This window comes from Lentzea sp. NPDC006480, from assembly GCF_040611995.1.
Classification (GTDB): domain Bacteria; phylum Actinomycetota; class Actinomycetes; order Mycobacteriales; family Pseudonocardiaceae; genus Lentzea.
On the sequence record NZ_JBEXPJ010000074.1, the window covers coordinates 20,185 to 39,645 of the forward strand.

19 protein-coding genes and 3 tRNA genes are annotated in these 19,461 nt (G+C 67.5%); 13 read left to right on the forward strand and 9 right to left on the reverse strand.

Translation table 11 applies throughout. The annotated features are described in order from the left end of the window. Position 1 precedes the first annotated feature (1 nt). A complete protein-coding gene (locus ABZX92_RS26315; RefSeq protein ID WP_355564589.1) occupies positions 2-1,927 on the forward strand; it encodes a flotillin family protein in 1,926 nt (641 codons plus the stop codon). Next, the gene (locus tag ABZX92_RS26320; RefSeq protein WP_355564592.1) at positions 1,924-6,345 is read left to right on the forward strand and encodes a DNA repair ATPase; all 4,422 of its coding nucleotides are present in this window, start codon (positions 1,924-1,926) and stop codon (positions 6,343-6,345) included. Before ABZX92_RS26315 ends, ABZX92_RS26320 begins: the two co-directional genes overlap by 4 nt. Here ABZX92_RS26320 and ABZX92_RS26325 read toward each other — a convergent pair. Both ABZX92_RS26325 and ABZX92_RS26330 read right to left on the reverse strand, forming a co-directional pair. Further along, positions 6,342-6,824 (reverse strand): hypothetical protein, encoded by a 483-nt coding sequence (locus tag ABZX92_RS26325; RefSeq protein WP_355564595.1) that lies wholly within the window; start codon positions 6,822-6,824, stop codon positions 6,342-6,344. The two genes, ABZX92_RS26320 and ABZX92_RS26325, sit on opposite strands and share 4 nt — an antisense overlap. 86 nt (positions 6,825-6,910) lie before the next feature. Then, a complete protein-coding gene (locus tag ABZX92_RS26330) occupies positions 6,911-7,357 on the reverse strand; it encodes a PPOX class F420-dependent oxidoreductase (protein ID WP_355564597.1) in 447 nt (148 codons plus the stop codon). Here ABZX92_RS26330 and ABZX92_RS26335 point away from each other — a divergent pair. Together ABZX92_RS26335 and ABZX92_RS26340 are read left to right on the forward strand one after the other, a co-directional pair. Continuing rightward, on the forward strand, positions 7,356-8,177 hold the full coding sequence (locus ABZX92_RS26335; RefSeq protein WP_355564600.1) for an oxygenase MpaB family protein: 822 nt from the start codon (positions 7,356-7,358) through the stop codon (positions 8,175-8,177). The genes ABZX92_RS26330 and ABZX92_RS26335 overlap by 2 nt on opposite strands. Positions 8,178-8,262: 85 nt before the next feature. Then, positions 8,263-9,078 (forward strand): glutamate ABC transporter substrate-binding protein, encoded by an 816-nt coding sequence (locus tag ABZX92_RS26340; RefSeq protein WP_355564634.1) that lies wholly within the window; start codon positions 8,263-8,265, stop codon positions 9,076-9,078. On the opposite strand, the gene ABZX92_RS26345 is transcribed toward ABZX92_RS26340, so the two are convergent. Further along, entirely contained in the window at positions 9,075-10,184 is a 1,110-nt protein-coding gene (locus tag ABZX92_RS26345) for an Ig-like domain-containing protein (RefSeq protein ID WP_355564603.1), read from the reverse strand. The two genes, ABZX92_RS26340 and ABZX92_RS26345, sit on opposite strands and share 4 nt — an antisense overlap. 358 nt (positions 10,185-10,542) lie before the next feature. Between ABZX92_RS26345 and ABZX92_RS26350 the strand changes: the two genes are divergently transcribed. After that, complete coding sequence (locus ABZX92_RS26350) at positions 10,543-10,746, forward strand: cold-shock protein (protein WP_030477903.1); 204 nt, start codon at positions 10,543-10,545, stop codon at positions 10,744-10,746. An 83-nt stretch (positions 10,747-10,829) separates the two neighbouring features. Here the strand turns inward: ABZX92_RS26350 and ABZX92_RS26355 are convergent, their stop codons facing one another. The 4 genes from ABZX92_RS26355 to ABZX92_RS26370 all read right to left on the reverse strand — a co-directional run bounded on the left by ABZX92_RS26355 (position 10,830) and on the right by ABZX92_RS26370 (position 14,078). Further along, positions 10,830-11,132 (reverse strand): hypothetical protein, encoded by a 303-nt coding sequence (locus ABZX92_RS26355; protein ID WP_355564606.1) that lies wholly within the window; start codon positions 11,130-11,132, stop codon positions 10,830-10,832. Positions 11,133-11,406: 274 nt separating this feature from the next. After that, the gene (locus ABZX92_RS26360) at positions 11,407-13,599 is read right to left on the reverse strand and encodes a heavy metal translocating P-type ATPase (protein WP_355564609.1); all 2,193 of its coding nucleotides are present in this window, start codon (positions 13,597-13,599) and stop codon (positions 11,407-11,409) included. Beyond that, on the reverse strand, positions 13,599-13,805 hold the full coding sequence (locus ABZX92_RS26365) for a heavy metal-associated domain-containing protein (protein ID WP_355564612.1): 207 nt from the start codon (positions 13,803-13,805) through the stop codon (positions 13,599-13,601). The genes ABZX92_RS26360 and ABZX92_RS26365 overlap by 1 nt, the downstream gene beginning before the upstream one ends. A gap of 54 nt (positions 13,806-13,859) precedes the next feature. Further along, complete coding sequence (locus tag ABZX92_RS26370; protein WP_355564615.1) at positions 13,860-14,078, reverse strand: hypothetical protein; 219 nt, start codon at positions 14,076-14,078, stop codon at positions 13,860-13,862. 220 nt (positions 14,079-14,298) lie between these two features. Here ABZX92_RS26370 and ABZX92_RS26375 point away from each other — a divergent pair, with 220 nt between their 5' ends. From ABZX92_RS26375 to ABZX92_RS26395, 5 genes are all read left to right on the forward strand, one after another. Continuing rightward, a complete protein-coding gene (locus ABZX92_RS26375) occupies positions 14,299-14,547 on the forward strand; it encodes a hypothetical protein (RefSeq protein WP_045309611.1) in 249 nt (82 codons plus the stop codon). Between the two features lie 120 nt (positions 14,548-14,667). After that, positions 14,668-15,306, forward strand: a complete 639-nt coding sequence (locus ABZX92_RS26380) for a ScbR family autoregulator-binding transcription factor (protein WP_355564618.1) — start codon at positions 14,668-14,670, stop codon at positions 15,304-15,306. Between the two features lie 130 nt (positions 15,307-15,436). Continuing rightward, positions 15,437-15,509 (forward strand) — tRNA-Glu (locus tag ABZX92_RS26385). A 38-nt stretch (positions 15,510-15,547) separates the two neighbouring features. Beyond that, positions 15,548-15,621: transfer RNA gene (locus tag ABZX92_RS26390), tRNA-Asp, on the forward strand. Positions 15,622-15,652: 31 nt separating this feature from the next. Beyond that, a tRNA-Phe gene (locus tag ABZX92_RS26395) sits at positions 15,653-15,726 on the forward strand. 47 nt (positions 15,727-15,773) lie between these two features. Here the strand turns inward: ABZX92_RS26395 and ABZX92_RS26400 are convergent. Continuing rightward, a complete protein-coding gene (locus ABZX92_RS26400; RefSeq protein WP_355564621.1) occupies positions 15,774-16,478 on the reverse strand; it encodes a protein phosphatase 2C domain-containing protein in 705 nt (234 codons plus the stop codon). 61 nt (positions 16,479-16,539) lie between these two features. Between ABZX92_RS26400 and ABZX92_RS26405 the strand changes: the two genes are divergently transcribed. Together ABZX92_RS26405 and ABZX92_RS26410 are read left to right on the forward strand one after the other, a co-directional pair. Then, entirely contained in the window at positions 16,540-16,749 is a 210-nt protein-coding gene (locus tag ABZX92_RS26405) for a helix-turn-helix domain-containing protein (protein ID WP_045309630.1), read from the forward strand. Then, on the forward strand, positions 16,746-17,273 hold the full coding sequence (locus ABZX92_RS26410; protein ID WP_355564625.1) for a Clp protease N-terminal domain-containing protein: 528 nt from the start codon (positions 16,746-16,748) through the stop codon (positions 17,271-17,273). The genes ABZX92_RS26405 and ABZX92_RS26410 overlap by 4 nt, the downstream gene beginning before the upstream one ends. Here ABZX92_RS26410 and ABZX92_RS26415 read toward each other — a convergent pair. Next, the gene (locus tag ABZX92_RS26415; RefSeq protein ID WP_355564628.1) at positions 17,239-17,877 is read right to left on the reverse strand and encodes a hypothetical protein; all 639 of its coding nucleotides are present in this window, start codon (positions 17,875-17,877) and stop codon (positions 17,239-17,241) included. The two genes, ABZX92_RS26410 and ABZX92_RS26415, sit on opposite strands and share 35 nt — an antisense overlap. 61 nt (positions 17,878-17,938) lie before the next feature. Here ABZX92_RS26415 and ABZX92_RS26420 point away from each other — a divergent pair, with 61 nt between their 5' ends. Beyond that, positions 17,939-19,375, forward strand: a complete 1,437-nt coding sequence (locus ABZX92_RS26420; protein ID WP_355564631.1) for a PLP-dependent aminotransferase family protein — start codon at positions 17,939-17,941, stop codon at positions 19,373-19,375. Positions 19,376-19,461: the final 86 nt, after the last annotated feature.

Sequence of the window (19,461 nt, forward strand, 5' to 3'; positions counted from 1 at the left end):
CATGGGTGCGATCTCAACGGGGTTGCTCGTGCTGATCGCGGGGATCGTCGTCGTGCTGATCCTGGCGACGATCACGCTGAGCAGGTTGTTCAAGAAGTGCGAGCAGGGCAAGGCGCTGATCGTCTCGAAGATGCGCAAGGTCGACGTGACCTTCACCGGCACGGTCGTGCTACCCGTGCTGCACAGATGCGAGACGATGGACATCTCGGTGAAGACCATCGAGATCCGCCGGGCCGGCAACGAAGGCCTGATCTGCAAGGACAACATCCGCGCGGACATCCGCATCACGTTCTTCGTGCGGGTCAACAAGACCGTCGAGGACGTCATCAAGGTCGCGCAGGCGATCGGCACCGAGCGCGCGAGCCACGAGGCCACGCTGCAGGAGCTGTTCAACGCCAAGTTCTCCGAGGCGCTCAAGACGGTCGGCAAGCAGCTCGACTTCGTGGACCTCTACACGCACCGCGACGAGTTCCGCGACCGGATCGTCCAGGTCATCGGCACCGACCTCAACGGCTACAGCCTTGAGGACGCGGCCATCGACTACCTGGAGCAGACGCCGCTCAAGCAGCTCGACCCGGCGAACATCCTGGACGCGCAGGGCATTCGCAAGATCACCGAGCTGACCGCGATCGAGCACGTCAAGACCAACGAGTTCACCCGCAACGAGGAGAAGGAGATCACGCGCCAGAACGTCAGCGCGCGTGAGGCGATCCTGGAGCTCGAACGCCGTCAGGCGGACGCGGAGATCCGGCAGAAGCGCGAGATCGAGACCGCCCGCGCGCAGCAGGAAGCCGAGACGCAGAAGGTCCAGGCCGAGGAACGGCTCAAGGCCAACACCGCGTTCATCCGCACCGAGGAACAGCTCGGCATCCAGACCGAGAACAAGGCCCGCGAGATCGCCGTCGCCGAGAAGAACCGCGAGCGCGTGATCGCAGTCGAGACCGAGCGCATCGAGAAGGACCGCCTGCTGGAGGTCATCGCCCGCGAACGCGAGACGTCGCTGCGCATGATCGAGAAGGACAAGGAGCTCGAACACGAGCGGCGCGCGATCGCCGACCTGGTGCGCGAGCGGGTCGCGGTCGAGAAGACCGTGGCCGAGCAGGAGGAGAACATCAAGCGCCTGCGCGCGGTCGAGGAGGCCGAACGCGAGCGCCAGCAGATCGTGATCATGGCCGAGGCCGAGGCGCAGCAGTCGCTGGTCAAGGACATCAAGGCCGCCGAGGCCGCGGAACAGTCGGCGCAGCACAAGGCCCGCGAAGAGGTCGTGCTCGCCGAGGCCCGCAACCAGGCCGCCGAGCTGGACACCCGCGCCAAGATCCGGCTCGCGGAGGGCACGCAGGCCGAGGCCGCCGCGAAGGGCCTGGCGGACGCGCTGATCAAGGAACGCGACGCCGCCGCGTCCGAGGCGCTCGGTCGCGCCGAGGCGATCGTCGACCGCGAGAAGGCCCTGGCCGACGCGCTGGGCATCAAGGAACGTCTCAAGGGCGAGGCGGAAGGCCTGTCGCACAAGGCGGAGGCGATGGCCGCGCTCGACAGCGCGACCCGCGAGCACGAGGAGTACCGCCTGCGTCTCGAGGCCGAGAAGGAGATCAGGCTCAAGGGCATCGACGTGCAGCGCCAGGTCGCCGAAGCTCAGGCGATGGTCCTCGCGGCAGGGCTGGAGAAGGCCGACATCGACATCGTCGGTGGCGACTCGATGTTCTTCGACAAGATCGCCGGCGCCATCACCGCGGGCAAGCAGGTCGACGAGTTCGTCGGCAACTCGAACGTGGTGCAGGCACTCGGTTCCAAGTGGATGGACGGCACGTCGAACTTCCCGGAGGACCTGACCAAGATCCTCAGCTCGTTCACCACGGGTGACGCGCAGAACATCGCCGCCGCCATCGCGCTGACCCAGATGGCCAAGAACAACGGCCAGACCGCATGACAGTGTCCAACCCTTCTGGACTGGACGCCGGAACCTACGAGGTGCTGCGATCCCGGCTGGCCGAACAGGCCGCCGGGCTCGCCCGGAGCACGGAAGCGCTGAACGCCCAGCGCGTCGAGACGTTCGGCAGCACCGCGCTGGAACTCCTGTCCACCGAACGGATCCGCACCGAGAACAACTGCGTGCCGCGGGACATCGTGCCGCTCGGCGACCTGATGTTGTTCGGCTACAACGTGTTCATGGGCCTCAAGCCCGAGACCGCGGTCGCCGACGTCTTCGCGGTGCACGGCAGGGACTTCGGCGCGGTCGAGGCACCCTTCCTGCAGGACCCCAAGTTCCGCAACGACTTCGCCGAGCTCTACCGGTACTACCGCGAGACCCGGCTGCTGCAGCTGCGGATCGTCGAGTCACGGCTGCTCGCGGTGTTCCAGACCGGTGCGCGGATCGAGGACATCCGCGTGCTGCGCTGGGACATCGGGGTCGACGGCACCGTGACCTACCTCGACAACCGCGGCGACCGCGACCACGTCTTCCCGCCCTCGCACGACGTCACGTGGGTCGAAACGACCCGTGAGCAGCACGTTCTCGGCCGGCACCCGCACATCGCGATCGAGAACGAGGTCTTCGTCGAGACGGTCGGTGGCACGCTGACCGTCAAGATCGAGAACAACACCGAGGTCGGCCAGGGCATCTACGACGAGCCCGTCGACGAGCCGTTGCAGAGCCTCGCGGACGCCGATGTGCACTACGCCCGCGTCGGCCCGTTGATCCTGCTCAGGATCCGCCCGTACAACGAGACGGTGTGGCGGCACCTGGTCTTCAACACCCGCACGAAGGCCGTGGCCAGGCTCGACGGCATCGGCCAGGCGTGCCAACGGCTTCCCGAGGACCAGGGGATCATCTTCCCCGGCGGCTACTACCTCGTCACGGGTGCGGACAAGACGTTCGACGTCGACACCGACGAGCTGGAGTTCGAGCGGGTCGTCAGGTCGGCGAACGGCGAGGACGTGCTGTTCGTCTATCATGCCCGCCGCGAGGGCCGCAGCTTGTTGTTGCCCTACAACGTGATCCGCAAGGAAGTCGCGACGCCGATCACGTGCCACGGCTACTCGCTCTTCGCCGACGGCACGTTGGTGGTCTTCCGCGAGACCAGCACCGAACCCGTCCGGGTGCACCCGATGCAGGTCTGGCGCACACCGTTCCTGCAGGACGAAGAGCAGCCCGAACAGGCGGGCCCGCTCGCCCGCATCGGCAACGCCGAACTGGTCCGCGGCATCTCCGACTGCCTGTCGATCACCAGGATGAGCGCCGAGATGACGCCGAGCGCGCCGGTGTTCGAGGGCCTGATCGCGTTGTGCACCAGGGTGGTCGACGGCGTGCACTGGCTCGACGAGCTGGGGCTCAAGCAGGACGTCCTGGCCGTCCGCACCACCGCCGAGCAGGTGCTGGACGAGTTCGAGGCCGTCCGCACGCTCACGGAACACGCAGCTCAGCAACTCCACGAGGCCGCCGAGAAGCTCGCCTCACTGATCCGGCTCGCCAGATCGGCGTCACCGAAGACCGCCGACGAGTGGGTGCGGCTGCTGGCCGATCTCCGGTCCGCTCAAGGCCGCCTGATCACGCTCAAGGACCTGAAGTACGTCGACCTCGAAGAGATCGACCGCCGTGAAGCCGAACTGGTCGAGGAACTGGGCGCGTCCGCACGCAGGGCCGTCGCGTTCCTCAGCGGCGAGGGTGCGTTCGTCCAGTACCACGAGGAGATCGAGCAGATCGCGGCCGCGGAGCTGAAGACCGCCGCCGAGGCCAAGCCGCTGCACGAACGCCTGGCGCAGCAGCAGACCGGCCTGGAGGTGCTGACCGAGGTCGTCAGCACCCTCGACGCCGCCGACACGACGACCCGCACGCAGATCCTGGCGAGCATCGGCGAGGTCCTCGCTGCGGTGAACAGGGCACGCGCCACTGTGGACGGTCGCCGCTCCCAGCTGGCGAACGCCGAGGGCAGGGCCGAGTTCGCCGCGGAGTTCGCGCTGCTCGGCCAGGCCATCACCGGCGCGCTGTCGGTCGCGGACTCCCCGCAGCGCTGCGACGACCAGCTCGGCCGCCTCCTCCTGCAGCTCGAGAACCTCGAGTCGCGGTTCGGCGAGTTCGACGACTTCCTGGCCCAGATCGGTGCCAAGCGCACGGACGTCTACGAGGCGTTCTCCGCGCGCAAGCAGACGCTGCTCGACGAACGTGCGCGCAAGGCCGACCGGCTCGTGCAGTCGGCCGAACGCGTGCTGGGCACGATCCGCCGTCGCGTCGGCAAGCTCACCTCGGCCGACGAGATCAACACCTACTTCGCGGGCGACCCGATGGTCGCCAAGATCCGCACCGTCGCCGAGGAGCTCAGAAACCTCGGTGACGTGCGGGCCGACGAGCTCGACGCGAGTCTGCGCGATGCCCGGCAAGAGGGAGGCCGGGCACTGCGCGACCGGGCCGATCTGTACGACGGCGCGTCGATCGTGCTCGGTCGTCACCGCTTCCCGGTGACGACCGAGCCGATGAACCTCACCCTGGTACCTCGCGACGGCAGGTTGTTCTACGCGGTGACCGGCACGGACTACCGCAGCGAGGTCACCGGTTTCCAGCACACCCGTCCGTTCTGGGACCAGCTGCTCGTCTCGGAGACGGCAGACGTCTACCGGTCCGAGCACCTCGCCGGCTGCCTGCTCGCCGAGGGCCGCGACGACGTGGTGAACGCCGCCGCCGAACGGTACGACGAGGGTTACGAGAAGGGCGTCCACGACCACGACGCCGCGAAGATCCTCGCTGTCCTGCAACGACTGCGCGCCAGTGCCGGACTGCTCAGGTATCCACCGGATGCCCGCGCGAAAGCCCAGATCTTCTGGTCCGAACAGCCCGAGGAACAACGCGCGGTGTGGGCCCGCAAGGCCGAGTCGCTGGCTCGCGCCCGTACGATCTTCGGTGGTGCGCACGGAATCCCCGAGCTGACGAAGCAGTTCGGCCTCGACGACCTGGCCGGCGAGTACCTGTTCGAGGAACTCGCCTGCGAGCCAAGAGGATTCGTCACCAGCAAGGCCGCCCGCACGGTGATCGACAGGTTCAAGGCGGTCGTCACCGAGGAGCTGCACGACCGCGACCTGATCGAGGCGTGGCTGCACGCGTTCCTGAAGGACGAGGACTGCCCGGAGCTCCCCGAGGTCGTCGCCGTCCTGCTCACCGACCTCCCGCGCTACGACTCCAGCGCCGCGCTCACCGAGTCGGTCACGGGCCTGCTCGGCACCCACCCCCGCGTCAGCAACCAGTCCTTGGAGCTCCGCCTGGACGAGACCCTGACCAGGCTCAGGAACTTCCAGACCGAACAGGTCCCGGCTTTCCGCGCCTACCAACGACAACGCGACGAGCTGCTCGCCGAGGAGCGCAAACGCCTCAGGCTCGACGACTACCGCCCCGCGGTGCTGAACACGTTCGTGCGCAACAGGTTGCTGAACGAGGTCTACCTGCCGCTGATCGGCGACAACCTCGCCAAGCAGCTCAACGACGGCACCGGCCTGCTGATGCTGATCTCCCCGCCCGGCTACGGCAAGACGACGCTGATGGAGTACGTCGCGAACCGACTCGGCATGGTGTTCGTCAAGGTCAACGGCCCGGCACTGGGCAGCGGCGTCACCTCACTCGACCCGGAGGACGCACCGAATGCCACCGCACGCCAGGAGGTCGAGCGCATCAACTTCGCGTTCGCCTTGGGCAGCAACGTTCTGCTGCACCTCGACGACATCCAGCACACATCACCTGAGCTGCTGCAGAAGTTCATCTCGCTGTGCGACGCACAACGACGCGTTGACGGCGTGTGGGACGGGGAGGCACGCACGTTCGACCTGCGGGGTAAACGCTTCGCCGTGTCGATGGCCGGCAACCCGTACACCGAGACGGGCCGCGCGTTCCGCGTCCCGGACATGCTCGCGAACCGCGCGGACGTGTGGAACCTCGGTGACGTGCTGTCCGGTCGCGACGCCCTCTTTGCGTTGAGCTACCTGGAGAACGCGAGTGCTTCCAACCCGACGCTCAACGGTGTCGACGTGGAACCGCTGGTGCGCCTGGCAAATGGCGAAAGCGCGAGCCACGAGTACGAAACCGTCGAGCTGGAACGGATGCTGTCCGTGGTCCGCAAGCTGCAACGGGTCCAGGAGGTCGTGCTCAAGGTCAACCAGGAGTACATCGCGTCGGCCGCGAGCGGTGGCGAGTTCCTGTTGCAGGGCAGCTACCGCAACATGAACCGGATGGCGGCGAGGATCGTTCCGGCGATGAACGACGCGGAGGTCGAGGCGTTGATCGACGACCACTACCTCGGCGAGGCCCAGCTGCTCGGCACACGGGCGGAGGCGAACCTCACGAGGTTGCGGGAACTGAAGGCCTAGTCGCAGCCGAGGCCGAAGTCGTCGAGCTTGCGCCCGTCAGGACCGCGCAGGTCGACCGGGTGGAGGTGGTGCTCCTCCAGGAAGTCGCAGAACTCGTCGTTGTCGAACGGCCAGTCCAGGCAGCGCTCGAAGTCGTCGTGCCCGAAGTACTTCGAGTCGCACCGCAGCAGGTCGTAGATCGTCGGCGGACGGGGTTTCGACGGCGGTGCCGAGGAAGCGGGCGCCGGTTTCGGCCGGGGCAGCGGCTTGGCGGGCGGGGGCGGAGGCGGTGGCGGCGGAGGGGGCATCAACACCGGGCCGACGGCGGAAACCGTGGTGGTCGCGGTCGCGGTGATCATCGGTGGAGGCGGAGGTGGCGGAGCCACCAGGCGGATGTCCACGGGTCTCTCCGGAGGCGCGGCGAACAACGCCGCGAACAGCGCAGCGCCCATCACCGCCACCGCGGCTGCGAAATAGCCGCGGCGTCTGACACCAGTCATCGCTAACGCTCCCCAGGTTCCGCCTGCCCGGTAGCCGCCGTCCCCGTGGAATCGTTTCGCCCGCTAACGTTGTTACGGGCAAAACCTCAACCTGTCTTGTCGGGTCCCGCGCCGGTCAGCGAAATCCGCAGGACCACCCGCTGCTCCCGTTCCATCGCGGCCCGGTAGTCGTTCCAGTCCGGGTGCTCGCCGGAGATCGTCCGGTAGTACTTGACCAGCAGATCCATCGCGTCGGGCAACGGCACGACGGTCGCGGTCCCGGTGATCTGGATCCACCGCCCGAAGAAGCTGTCCGGCAGCACGCACAGCGACACCCGAGGGTCCCGTTGGACCTGTTTGGTCTTGTAGGCCGTCTCTCGTGTCGAGACGAGCACATCACCGTTGTCGTCCAACGCGACGAGCACCGGAGACATGGCCGGCGTGCCGTCCGACTTCAACGCGCAGAACACCGCGCGGTGCTGGCTGCGAAGCACTTCCCGTGCCTGGTCCAGGTCCATGGTCTTCATCTTGGCGAGACGGGACGATGTCCGCATGCTCGAACCGAACGACCCGAACTCCGTGAGCTGGCAGATGTACGCGGACCCGACGATGTGGGTCGCCGGCATCTCCAGCCTCTACCTGCAGTCCCTGCACCCGAAGGCGGTCGCGGGCGTCGTGCAGAACTCCAACTTCAAGACCGACCCGTTCGGCCGGCTGCGGCGCACGGCGGACTTCGTGGGCCTCGGCGTCTACGGCACCGACGAGGCGATCGAGGCCGCCGCGGCACGAGTGAGGGCCACCCATCGCGGGTTGAGAGGCGTGATCGACGGCAGGACGTTCCGGGTCGACGAGCCGGAGCTGCTGCTGTGGGTGCACTGCTCGGAGGTCTACAGCTTCGAGACGGTTCTCAACCGCGCCGGTTATGGGTTAACAGACCGGCAGAAGGACCGGTACTACGCAGAGCAACGCTTCGCGGCGACGCTCGTGGGTCTGCACGCGGACGAGGTGCCGGGGTCGAAGCGCGAGATGGAGGAGTACTTCGAGGCGACCAGGCCGGTCTTGAGGAAGACCGCCGACTCCGAGTTGATCTACAACTTCCTGCACGGACCGGCGACGAGGGGTGTTCTGCGCCACGGCATGCCCCTCTACAAGGTGCTGGTCGGGCACCTGGCGTACTCGGTGCTGCCTGACTGGGCAATACAACTGCACGGTCACACTCCGTACCGGCACGCGACCCTTTGGCTGCGGATGCTGCGCCGAACGGCGCTGCTCATCCCGCCCGGACTGCGCCGGTTGGTCCCGCCCGGTCACATCCGCAGGGCCATCGCCCGCGACGGCCGCGGTGTGACACCCAGTAAGGCCCGGCTGCCGTAGTTGTCACACATCACAGTTGATCATCGCCGCAGGTCCGTAGCATTGCGCACGAAATCTCGAACAACCCCTCGGAAGGCCTGTCGTGATCCGTCGTGCTGCGCTCATCACTGCCGTAGCGGTGCTCGCCACCGCCTGTGGGAGCGGTGACACGAGCACAGTCGTCGGACGTGCCGACACGGGCAAGCTCACCATCGGCATCCGCTACGACCAGCCCGGGTTGAGCCAGAAGCGCCTCGACGGCCGGTATGTCGGGTTCGACGTCGACGTGGCCCGGTACGTGGCGAACGAGCTCGGCGTGAAGGACACCGGCATCACGTTCAAGGAGGCTCGCGGCGCGGCCCGCGAGTCGATGCTGGAGACCGGCGAAGCCGACCTGATCGTCGCCTCGTACTCGATCACCGACGCACGCAAGGCGAAGGTGGGTTTCGCGGGCCCGTACTTCGAGACCGGCCAGGGCATGCTGGTCCGCTTCACCGAGCAGGCCATCCAGGGCCCGGAGACCCTGAACGGCCGCAAGCTGTGCTCGGTCAAGGGATCCACGTCCGCGCAGAAGGTGAAGAGCGACTACGCCAAGGACGCGCAGCTGATCGAGTACGGCCAGTACTCGGACTGCGTGATCGCGCTGATGGCCGGCAACGTCGACGCCGTGACGACCGACGAGGTCATCCTCGCCGGGTTCGCCGCCGAGAACCCGGAGCTGCTCAAGCTCGTCGGGAAGCCGTTCTCCAAGGAGCGCTACGGCATCGGCGTTCCCAAGGGGGACAGCAAGTCCCGTGACGCCGTCAACGAGGCCATCGAGAAGATGATCTCCAGCGGTGAGTGGAAGCGGGCTCTCGAACGCAACGTCGGTCCGTCCGGTTACGAGATCCCGCAGCCACCCACCATCACCGAGAAGTCCTAGGGCGTCGCCGCCGACTTGGCGGTCCAGGTCGCCCAGTCGAACGCCCAGTCGTAGTAGTCGCCGTCCACGGCCTGCAGCGGCTGCGAGGACCCGGCGACCTCGACCGGGTCACCGACGATCGTGAGGTCGAAGAAGATCTTCGCGTTGGCGCCGGACAGGTTCGCGCACCCGTGCGAGACGTTCGTGTTGCCCTGCGCGGAGACCGTGCCGTTGTTCTCGTGCACGAACTCGCCGTTCTGCGAGATCAGCACCGCCCAGGTGACCGGGACGTCCTTGTAGCCGAACGTGGCGTTGGACATCTTCCGCGAGGATTCCTTCTGCTGCACCACGTGGATGCCGCCCCGGGTCTCCCTGCGCTTGTCGCTTTCCGCGCCGTAGGACGCCGGGAAGTCGTGCAGCAGCACGCCATCGCGGTAGATCTCGAACCGGTGCGTCTGCGTGTTCGCCTTGGCCACCAGCGCGCGGTCCGTGATCTTGAACTGCACGTGGACGTCGTCGGCACCGAACGCGCCGCCCCCGAACGGCACGCCGTACACGTTGACGTCGACGGAAACCTCGGTGTTCGGCTTCCAGTACTCACGCGGCCGCCAGTGCGCCTCGGTGTCGGACAGCCACGCCCACGCGCCCTCGGTCGGCACGGAGGTCTTGACCGTCATCGCCTTCTGCACCGCGGCCTTGTCCTGCACCGGCGAGCTGAACGTGACCTTGACCGGCATCGCGATGCCGTACGTCTCGTGGTCGCCGACGTTCATCGACGCGTTGATGATCCGCTGCGGCCTGACCGTGCGGAACGAGCCGGTGACGGGCACGTCCGCGCCGTCCTCGCCCTTCGCGGTGCCGGACCACGTGTAGGTCTTGTCGTAGCCCAGGTCCTCCGTGGCCACCCACCTGTCAGCGGCGAGCTCCCCCTTGACCACCCTGCCGTCCGCACCGGTGAGCGCGACCGAGGTCAGCGAACCCCCGGTCACCCCGACCTGAAACGGACCTGCCGGGCTCACCCCTTCGCCCTCCGCCGGCGTCACGGTGAGTGCGGCCTTCGCCTTGTTCTCCACCACCTGCGCGGCAGGCGCGGATGGTGCGTCAGGCGCCGCGCTGCAAGCGGTCAACCCCAGTAGTGCAGCCAAAATCAGTGGCCGGAACACGCGCTCTCCCCAAGATCCCCTCGTCCAACGATCAGAAGACGCACGGGGCCGGAACACGTTGCTCGTGAAATCGCGATCACCCACCCGGACCAGCGGGTTTCCCCCTATTGAGGCAGCCAACTGGCCAGTAATGACCTGTAGTGCTATGACGCATCACACGTTAGGCTGACCCGCGCAGGCCGTGGTTTCTGTGTTCGTGCTTCACACGCTCGCGGAACGACACGCGGGCGTGATGCGCGCTCTCACGAGCTCACTGACCGCCCCCGGGACGGCCGGGGTTGCACGGTGCAGCCCCAAGCTTTCCTGCGATGGAGGCAGGTACATGGCACAGGGCACTGTCAAGTGGTTCAACTCCGAGAAGGGCTTCGGCTTCATCGCCCAGGACAACGGCGGCGCAGACGTCTTCGTCCACTACTCGGAGATCCAGGGTCAGGGCTTCCGGACTCTGGAGGAGAACCAGCGCGTGGAGTTCGAGGTCGGCCAGGGCACCAAGGGGCCGCAGGCTCAGAACGTTCGTGCGGTCTGATTCGCCGCAAATCTGGTCGCACGTGAGAAGGACCCTCGGCCGGGCTCGGCCGAGGGTCCTTTTTTCGGTGAAGTTGACCGGTCTTAGTGGCCGCGCTGACGCGCTTCCCACTCCAGTCGCTGCATGACCCACTCCGTGGCGAGCGCCTGCGGGGACGTCTGGCGCTCCGCGGCGAGCTCCTTGAGCTGTTCGTTGGCCATCAGCTGCAGCCGCAGCTGGTACACCTGCGCGTTGCCGAAGCCCGATGCGGTCGTCTCGTTGTCCGCGTCCGGGGCCAGTGCTGCGAGGTAAGAGGTCAGCTCCTCGTCGGGCAGCGTCTCGGCCTGCGGTTCGTCCGCGGGACGGTGACGGCCGGACTTGGAGCGTCCGAGGGATCCGATAGGCACCGGGACACGATAACGGCTCGGTCACGGAAGCCAAACACCTGTGACCTGAGTCACCCCAAGGTGTGCATCTGGAGAGTACGCGGGGAGCTTTCGTACTCCAGGAGAGGACGCGGGGGCCCCGCGTACTCCAGCAGCGGACACGGAGAGGCCCCCGCGCCAGGGGGAGGAACGCGGGGGCCGGAGGGGATCTCCACAGGCGCTGACCGGGGGTGTGTCAGCTGTTTGGATTGTTGCACGCGCACAGGCGTGAGCGGGAGTGGTTGAACGGAGATTCTTAAGTTGCCGATGGACGGAATCCCCGTAGTCGCAAGCTGTTGGTAACAACGAACACGCTGCTGAAGGCCATCGCGGCCCCGGCGATCATGGGGTTCAGCAGCCCCAGCGCCGCGAGCGGAAGTCCAGCGACGTTGTAGGCGAACGCCCAGAAAAGATTGCCCTTGATCGTGCCCAAAGTCTTGCGGGACAAGCGAATCGCATCCGCCGCCACGCGCAGGTCGCCGCGCACCAGCGTCAGGTCGCTCGCCTCGATCGCGACATCGGTGCCGGTTCCCATGGCCAGCCCCAGATCCGCGGCCGCGAGCGCCGGCGCGTCGTTCACACCGTCGCCGACCATCGCCACAACTCGGCCCTGTGCCTGGAGATTCCGCACCGCCTCGACTTTGCCGGCGGGCAGGACGTCGGCGATGACCTCGTCGATCCCGACCTCGGCGGCCACGGACGCGGCCACCTCGGCGTTGTCGCCCGTCAGCAGCACCGGGCGCAGGCCGAGTTCACGGAGTTCACGAATCGCTTGTGCCGACGTGGGTTTCACGACGTCCGACACGACGACGAGTCCGACAACCTTGTCATCAAAGGAAACCGCGACAACGGTGCGTGCGGAGTGTGCAACCAGGGCCTCAGTCAGATCCCGCGGCAGCGAAACGTTGCGCACCCGCCCGACGGCAACACGTCGACCGTCGACGACGCCGCTGACCCCGACGCCGCCTGTGGAAACGAAGTCCGACACCGGCAAGAGATCGGGAACCTCGCGCACGATCGCGGTGCCGATCGGGTGTTCTGACGCGTTCTCGACCGCGGCCGCGAACCGAAGCACCTCGTCGCGCGACACGCCGTCCGCGGGGACCACGTCGACCAGCGTCAAGCGGCCGGTCGTCACGGTGCCGGTCTTGTCCAGCACCACGGTGTCCACCCGCCGCGTCGACTCCAGCACTTCTGGACCCTTCACCAGGATCCCGAGCTGGGCGCCGCGCCCGGTGCCCACGAGCAACGCCGTCGGCGTCGCCAGCCCCAGCGCGCACGGACACGCGATCACGAGCACCGCCACGGCCGTCGTCACCGCGAACTCCAGCGGCCGCCCGGCGAGCAGCCAGGCGCCGAACGCGACGAGCGCGATCACCGCGACAGCCGGCACGAACACGGACGACACCCGGTCGGCCAGCCGTTGCACCTCGGCCTTGCCCGCCTGCGCCTGCTCGACGAGCCGCCCCATCCGGGCGAGCTGGGTGTCCGCGCCTACGGAGGTCGCGGACACGACCAGGCGACCGCCCGCGTTGACGGTTCCGCCGACGACCGGGTCGCCGGCGGAAACCTCGACCGGCACGGACTCCCCGGTGACCAGCGAGCGGTCCACGGCCGAGCTGCCCTCGACCACTAGGCCGTCCGTGGCGATGCGCTCACCCGGACGGACCAGGAAGCGTTCGCCGACCTGGAGCTGGCCGATGGGTACCCGTGTTTCCACGCCGTCGCGCAGCACCGCCACGTCCTTGGCGCCGAGCGCGAGCAGCGACCGCAGGGCGGCACCCGCGCTGCGCTTCGAACGGGCCTCCAGCCAGCGTCCGAGCAGCAGGAACACGGTCACGCCGACCGCGACCTCCAGGTAGATGTCCCCGGAGCCCACGGGCCGCGGCAGGAGGCTGAACTCGTGCCGCATGCCGATCGCCCCGGCGGTGCCGAACACCAGCGCGTAGAGCGACCACAGATACGAGACAGTGACACCCATCGAGACGAGGGTGTCCATCGTGCTCGCGCCGTGCCGTGCGTTCACGAACGCCGCACGGTGGAACGGCCAGCCGCACACCCACACGACCACGCTGGCCAGCGCAAGCGAGACCCACTGCCACACGGGGAACTGCAGCGCCGGGATCATCGAGAACGCGACCACCGGCGCACCGAGCACCGCCGCCAGGCCGAACCTCAGTCCCAGGTCACCCGAGTCGTCGGCGACGTCCGGTGTGGGCTCCTCCGCGTCGTAACCAGCCGCGCGCACGGTCGACACCAGGTCGTCCACGCGCAGGTTGTCCGGGAACTGGACGCTGGCCTTCTCGGTCGCGTAGTTCACCGTGGCGGAGACGCCGTCGAGCCTGTTCAGCTTGCGTTCGATGCGGTTCGCACAGGAAGCGCACGTCATGCCGCTGATGCTGAGTTCAATCACCTTGGGCTGGACGAGGTGAGGCTCGGTCGCGGTCATCAGGCGACCTGGTACCCGGCCTCGCTGACGGCCGCGACGACCTCGGCGCGGTCGAGCTCGCGCTCGCTCGTCACGGTGACCGAACCGGTCTCCAGGACGACGTCGACGCCCGTGACGCCGGCGACCTCGCCCAGCTCCTCCTTGACGGAGCTGACGCAGTGGCCGCAGGTCATGCCGGTGACGGTGTAGGTGGCAGAGACGGACATCGGAGTCCCTTCCTCGGTACGGGACGCCGATCATACCCCCCTGGGGTACGAGGTCTACTGAGGACCGTCGGGTTTCGGCTGGTCCAGGTTCTGGATGTCCGCCTCGATCTTGTTCACCAGGTCGTCGAGGCCCTCGAGCATCTTGTCCAGCTCGGCCATCTTGGCGCCGAACGAGGACTCGATGTCGGCGTCGATGGCGTCGAGGTTCATGCCGCTGATGGCCTTGAGGATCTCCTGCGGATCGACCGGGGGCACGCCGGGATCGGTCGGCACGCCCGGTATCTGAGGTGCGTTTTGGCCCTCTGGTTCGGGGGAAGGCTCCGGCGTGGGATCAGTCATCCGTCCATCTTCCCTTGGCGAGATCTCCACGAGACAGGCACCACACCAGTACGGAAAGTAACGCTGGGTGTCGGTGGAATCACTCTGCGGGGGGCTGCGGCCGTTGTCCCAGGTCGCTTAGCCTCGCGCCAACCTCAAGTCGGGGAGGGCACTCATGAGCGGGTCACTGGAAGTACGGAAGTTCCTGTTCACACAAGACGACGGCATGTCATCGCGACCGGGCGGGCCGAACGTGCCGGCCCAGCGCAGCGGAGAACCCTCGCGGATCTCCGACGACCAGGTCCACCGAGCAAGGCTCGCCGTCGCGCGGAGCGCCCTGGGCACCGAGGACTGCAGGATGCTGCTCGACATGCTGGGCCTGTCACCGGGCGAGGACGGCGGAACGCCACCAGTGCAGCGGTGAAGCGAGCACGAGTGCGGCCCTGGCTCCAGACGCGCACCCCCCGGAGCGCGTCTGCAGAACAGGGCCGCATCTCGAAACATACCCACGGGTCTCTTTAGCGGCAACGGCTAACCTTTACCCATGCCCCAGCAGGATCGGGCGTATGCGACACGTGAGTCGATACTCCACGCCGCAGCCGAGGAGTTCGACCGGCTCGGCTATGAGCGCACGTCGCTGACCGCCGTGCTCGCGCGCGCCGGGCTGACCAAGGGCGCGTTCTACTTCCACTTCGCCTCCAAGGAAGCGGTGGCTCGTGCGCTGATCGAGCGCCAGGGCGAGCTGTGGGCGCAGGTCCGGGAGACGTGGCACGCGAGCGGTGCCGACCCGCTGAGCGCTCTGCACGGCATGTTCGCCGAGTCGGCCGACCGGATGGCCGCCGACGTGGTGCTGCGTGCGGGGGTCCGGCTGGCGGCCGACCGCGAGATCGGTTATCCGGGCGTGCCCTCGGCGCACGTCGGGTGGGAGAAGCTGATCGCCGGGTACGTGGCGGAGGCGGCCGAGCGCGGAGATCTTCGTGCCGGTGTCGACCCGGACGCGGTGGCGCGGACGTTGTGCGGTGCCGCTCTCGGCGCCCGGTTGATCTCCTCGGCGACGACGGCGTGTGCCGACTTCCCGATGCGGATCCGCGAAGTTCTCGGGCACGTGCTGCCGTGCGTCGCGTCTTCGTCGTGGAAGTTGTCTGGATCACAAAACGCGGTTGACGGGCGTGCTGGGCCCTGAACAGGCATTTGTTGATCTGGGCGATCTCGGGTCCAAGGTGGTTTGGGCAGGTCAGGACATAAGTGGCACCCCCGTTTTGGAGGTGCGCGGACCTATGCCATATGCTTACGATGCTTCCAGAGACCAGCTAGTCCCCATCATCTAGCGGCCTAGGATCCCGCCCTTTCAAGGCGGTCGCGCGGGTTCGAATCCCGTTGGGGGCACGCAGTAAAGTAAGGTACGGTAAGACAGCACGAAGCAAGGCCCAGTGGCGCAGTTGGTTAGCGCGTCGCCCTGTCACGGCGAAGGTCGCGGGTTCGAGTCCCGTCTGGGTCGCTTTCCTGTAGTTGAAATGCTGCAGTCTCATGGCCAGGTAGCTCAGTTGGTACGAGCGACCGCCTGAAAAGCGGTAGGTCGGCGGTTCGACCCCGCCCCTGGCCATCCTTCTTCGAAAGAAGCCTCGCAGAACTCCTGCGGGGCTTCTTTCGTTATGTGGTCAACCTTGCGATGGCTTGGTCGTCGTGGGTTTTGTAGCGGGGCCAACGCTTGCGCTCCGAATCACCGCGTTCTGCTTCGCGGATTCGGTCGAGGACTTCACCCAGTGGCAATTGCTTCAGGTCCTCCCACGAGAAGAGCCCGTACTCGGACACTCCACATGAGACGCCGTCGGTGGCGACGATCACCTGCCGGATCTCTGCTCGCGGCCAGCTCGCGGTCAGGGCCTGGTGTGCCGCAACGGGTTCGGCCTCGGCGACCCAGTAGCCGCCGGGCTTGTTCTTCCACCGCAGGATGTCCGGGTCCGGCCGCAGGTCTTCGAGCCTCGTGTCTTCGAGGACGTGGGTCGTCTGTCCGAACGCGACCACCGGGGTGTCGCACAGGACGAGTGCGTCGATGGTTTCCTCGGTCCACCTGACGATCGCCGCCGTCGAGGATGGGGAGTCGCCCGGGATGAGGTCGTGTTCGGCGACGAGGTTGGCGATTGCCTGAGCCAGCACGTCTTTCAGCGGATCGGTGTCGTTGATCAGCTCGGCCAGCTCGTTGGCGAGCTGTGTGGCGTACCAGCCGCCGTTCCGGTTCGGCGGCCTGGTTCTGCTGGTGACGCCGTCGAGCACCACGACGGCGTTGGGCAGCACGCGGATCCGGTCCTCGGTGACTCGGCCCGGAGCTCCCTGCTCAGCGGTCTCGATCTTCACGATCCCACCGTACGTGTCAACCTTGGTTGACAGCGCTGCGTTGTCAACGTACGTTGACATCATGACTGAAGCGACGGATCTCGCCACGGCGGCTGGGGACCGCGACCCGAAGGTCGGGCTGCGGGCCGTCACCGCACTGCGGCGGCTCTTGGAACATCTGGAAGCGGTCCAGGTCCGCAGCGCGCGGGCCCAGGGCTGGTCGTGGCAGGACATCGCGGCGGAGCTCGGGGTCTCCCGCCAGGCGGTGCACAAGAAGCACGGGGGTCGATGATGATCGCGGAACGGTTCACCAAGGAGGCACGTGAGGCCGTCAGGGCCGCGGTGCGTGATGCGGAACGGGTCCACGCCGCCGAGGTCGGGGTGGAGCACCTGCTGCTGGCGTTGCTCGACGCGTCGGTGCTGGAGGGATTCGACCTGCCGCGCGAGGAGCTGGAGACGGCGTTCCGCGACTACCGGCGCAAGGGCGGGCTGACCAAGGCGGACGCGGAAGCGTTGCGGGGCTTGGGGATCGACGTCGACGCGGTGATCGACTCGGTGGAGCAGTCGCTCGGGGCCGGAGTGCTGCGGCCCGGTCCACGCCGGCGGTGGTTCGGGATGCCGCTGGAGCCCGCGTTCAAGAAGGCGCTGGAGACCTCGTTGCGCGAGGCCCGCGACCTCGGCCACAACTACCTGGGCAACGAGCACATCGTGCTGGCTCTGTTGCAGGGCAAGGGAATCGTGGCCGAGGTGCTGACCGAGCGCGGGGTGACCTACGAGGAGATCAGGAAACGAGCTGCGAGCGCTCGCGCCAGGTGAGCATTGGCAGGAAGAGCTGCGACAGGGGGCCGATGCCGAGTGCGTAGAGGATCGTGCCGATGCCGACGGTGCCGCCGAGCAACCAGCCGGTGGCCAGGACGAGCAGCTCGATGACGGTTCTCGTGAGGCGCAGGGAAATGCCCGTGCGGCGGCAGAATCCGGTGACCATGCCGTCGCGCGGGCCCGGCCCGAGGCGTGACCCGACGTACGCGGCGAACGCCACCGCGTTCAGCACGATGCCCAGCACCAGCAGCACGATCCTGGGCAGGAGTCCTTGCGGCGCGGGGATGATCGCGAGCGACACGTCGACGCTGACGGCGATCAGCACCACGTTGGCGATCGTGCCGACGCCGGGTCTCTGTCTCAGCGGAATCCAGGCGAGCAGCACGACGACGCCGGTGATCGCGGTGATCAGGCCGAAGCTGAGGCCGGTGCGTTTCGTGAGGCCCTCGTGCAGCACGTCCCAGGGATCGAGGCCCAGCGTCGCGCGGATCTGCATCGCCATGCTCGCGCCGTAGAGCCACAGACCTGCGGCGAGCTGGGTGAGGCGACGGGCGGGGGCGACTCGGACGGAGACCTGGTTGAGTGCGGTCATGGTGGCCATGTGGCCATCTTGAGCTTCGATTGGCCTGGTAATCCATAGCCAATTCGCGATAATTGGCCTCATGCTCCCACCAGGTGGACGTATATCGGGTGTGCGCCTCGCTCGGCTGCTCGGATCGTGGCGGCGGGGTGGCGCGCGGCAGGGGTCGGCTGATCTCGCAGCGGCGGTCCGGTTGCTGGTCACGGACGGCCGGTTGCCGGTCGGCACCCGGCTGCCGTCCGAGCGCGAGCTCACCGACGCGTTGCCGGTGAGCCGGACGACGATCACGGCCGCGTTGGACCAGCTGCGCGCCGAGGGGGTGGTGGAGTCGCGGCGCGGGTCCGGATCCTGGATCAACGGACCTGTCGGAGCCGGCGGTGGGATCACCGGTTTCGACGACACGTTGATCGATCTGTCCCGCGCCGCGCCTCCCGCGTTGCCGTCGCTGCGGTCGGCGATGGAGGCCGCGATGCTCCAAATGCCGGAGCACCTCGCGTCGCACGGGTACGACGAACGGGGGCTTTTGCCGCTGCGGCAACGGATCGCCGACCGGTACGTCGCACGTGGACTGCCGACGTCCGCCGACCAGATCGTGGTGACGTCGGGGGCTCAGCACGCGTGGGCGCTGGTGCTGCGGCTGTTCGTGGGGCCTGGTGATCGCGTCCTCGTGGAGCAACCGAGCTACCCCAACGCGTTGGAAGCGGTGCGTGCGTCGTTCGGCGTCCCCGTGCCGGTGCCGGTGCTGTCGGACGGCTGGGACGTGGACGGGTACGAGGCGGCGCTGCGTCAGGCAGGCCCCCGTTTGGCCTATCTGATCCCGGAGTTCCAGAACCCGACCGGCCTGCTGATGTCGGCCGGGCAGCGGGAAGCGCTTTCCGCCGTGCTGCGCAGGGCTCGTACGCCGATGGTCGTGGACGAGACGTTGGTGGAGCTGTCGCTGGACTCCGCGCCGATGCCGTTGCCGATGGCCGCGTTCGGCGGCGATTCGGTGGTGACGCTGGGCTCCGCGAGCAAGTCGCACTGGGGCGGGCTGCGCATCGGGTGGATTCGGGCGTCGCTGGACATCGTGCACCGATTGCTGTCGACGCGGGCGGCGATCGATCTGGGCACGCCGGTGTTCGAGCAGTTGGTCCTCGCTTCACTGCTGGAGACGCCGGAACCTGTGCTGCGGCAACGACGTGAGGAAGCCCGGGAGCAGCGGGACGCGGCCGTGGCGGCGCTGCGGTCGAACTGTCCACAGTGGATCTTCTCGGTGCCTGCCGGCGGGCTCGGGGTGTGGTGCACGCTCGACGGTCCGGTGAGCACCCGAATCGCCGTCGTGGCGCAGAACCACGGCCTGCGGCTCGTGCCCGGTCCTCGGTTCGCGGTGCACGGCGGCTGCGAGAACATGCTCCGAGTGCCGTACACGCAATCGGCCGAAGTGCTGCGCGAAGCCATCGGCCGTTTGGGTGTGGTGGCTGCATCTGTTGCAGGAACAGGGTTTCCTGCTGATGCGGAACTTCTGGGCCCGGTCGCGTGAGACACGTCGGCCTCCACACCGAGGTGGCGCCGGGTTCAGCTCGTGCGTCACGAACAACACCGCGGTGTCTGCCTCGCGCCGGCGCT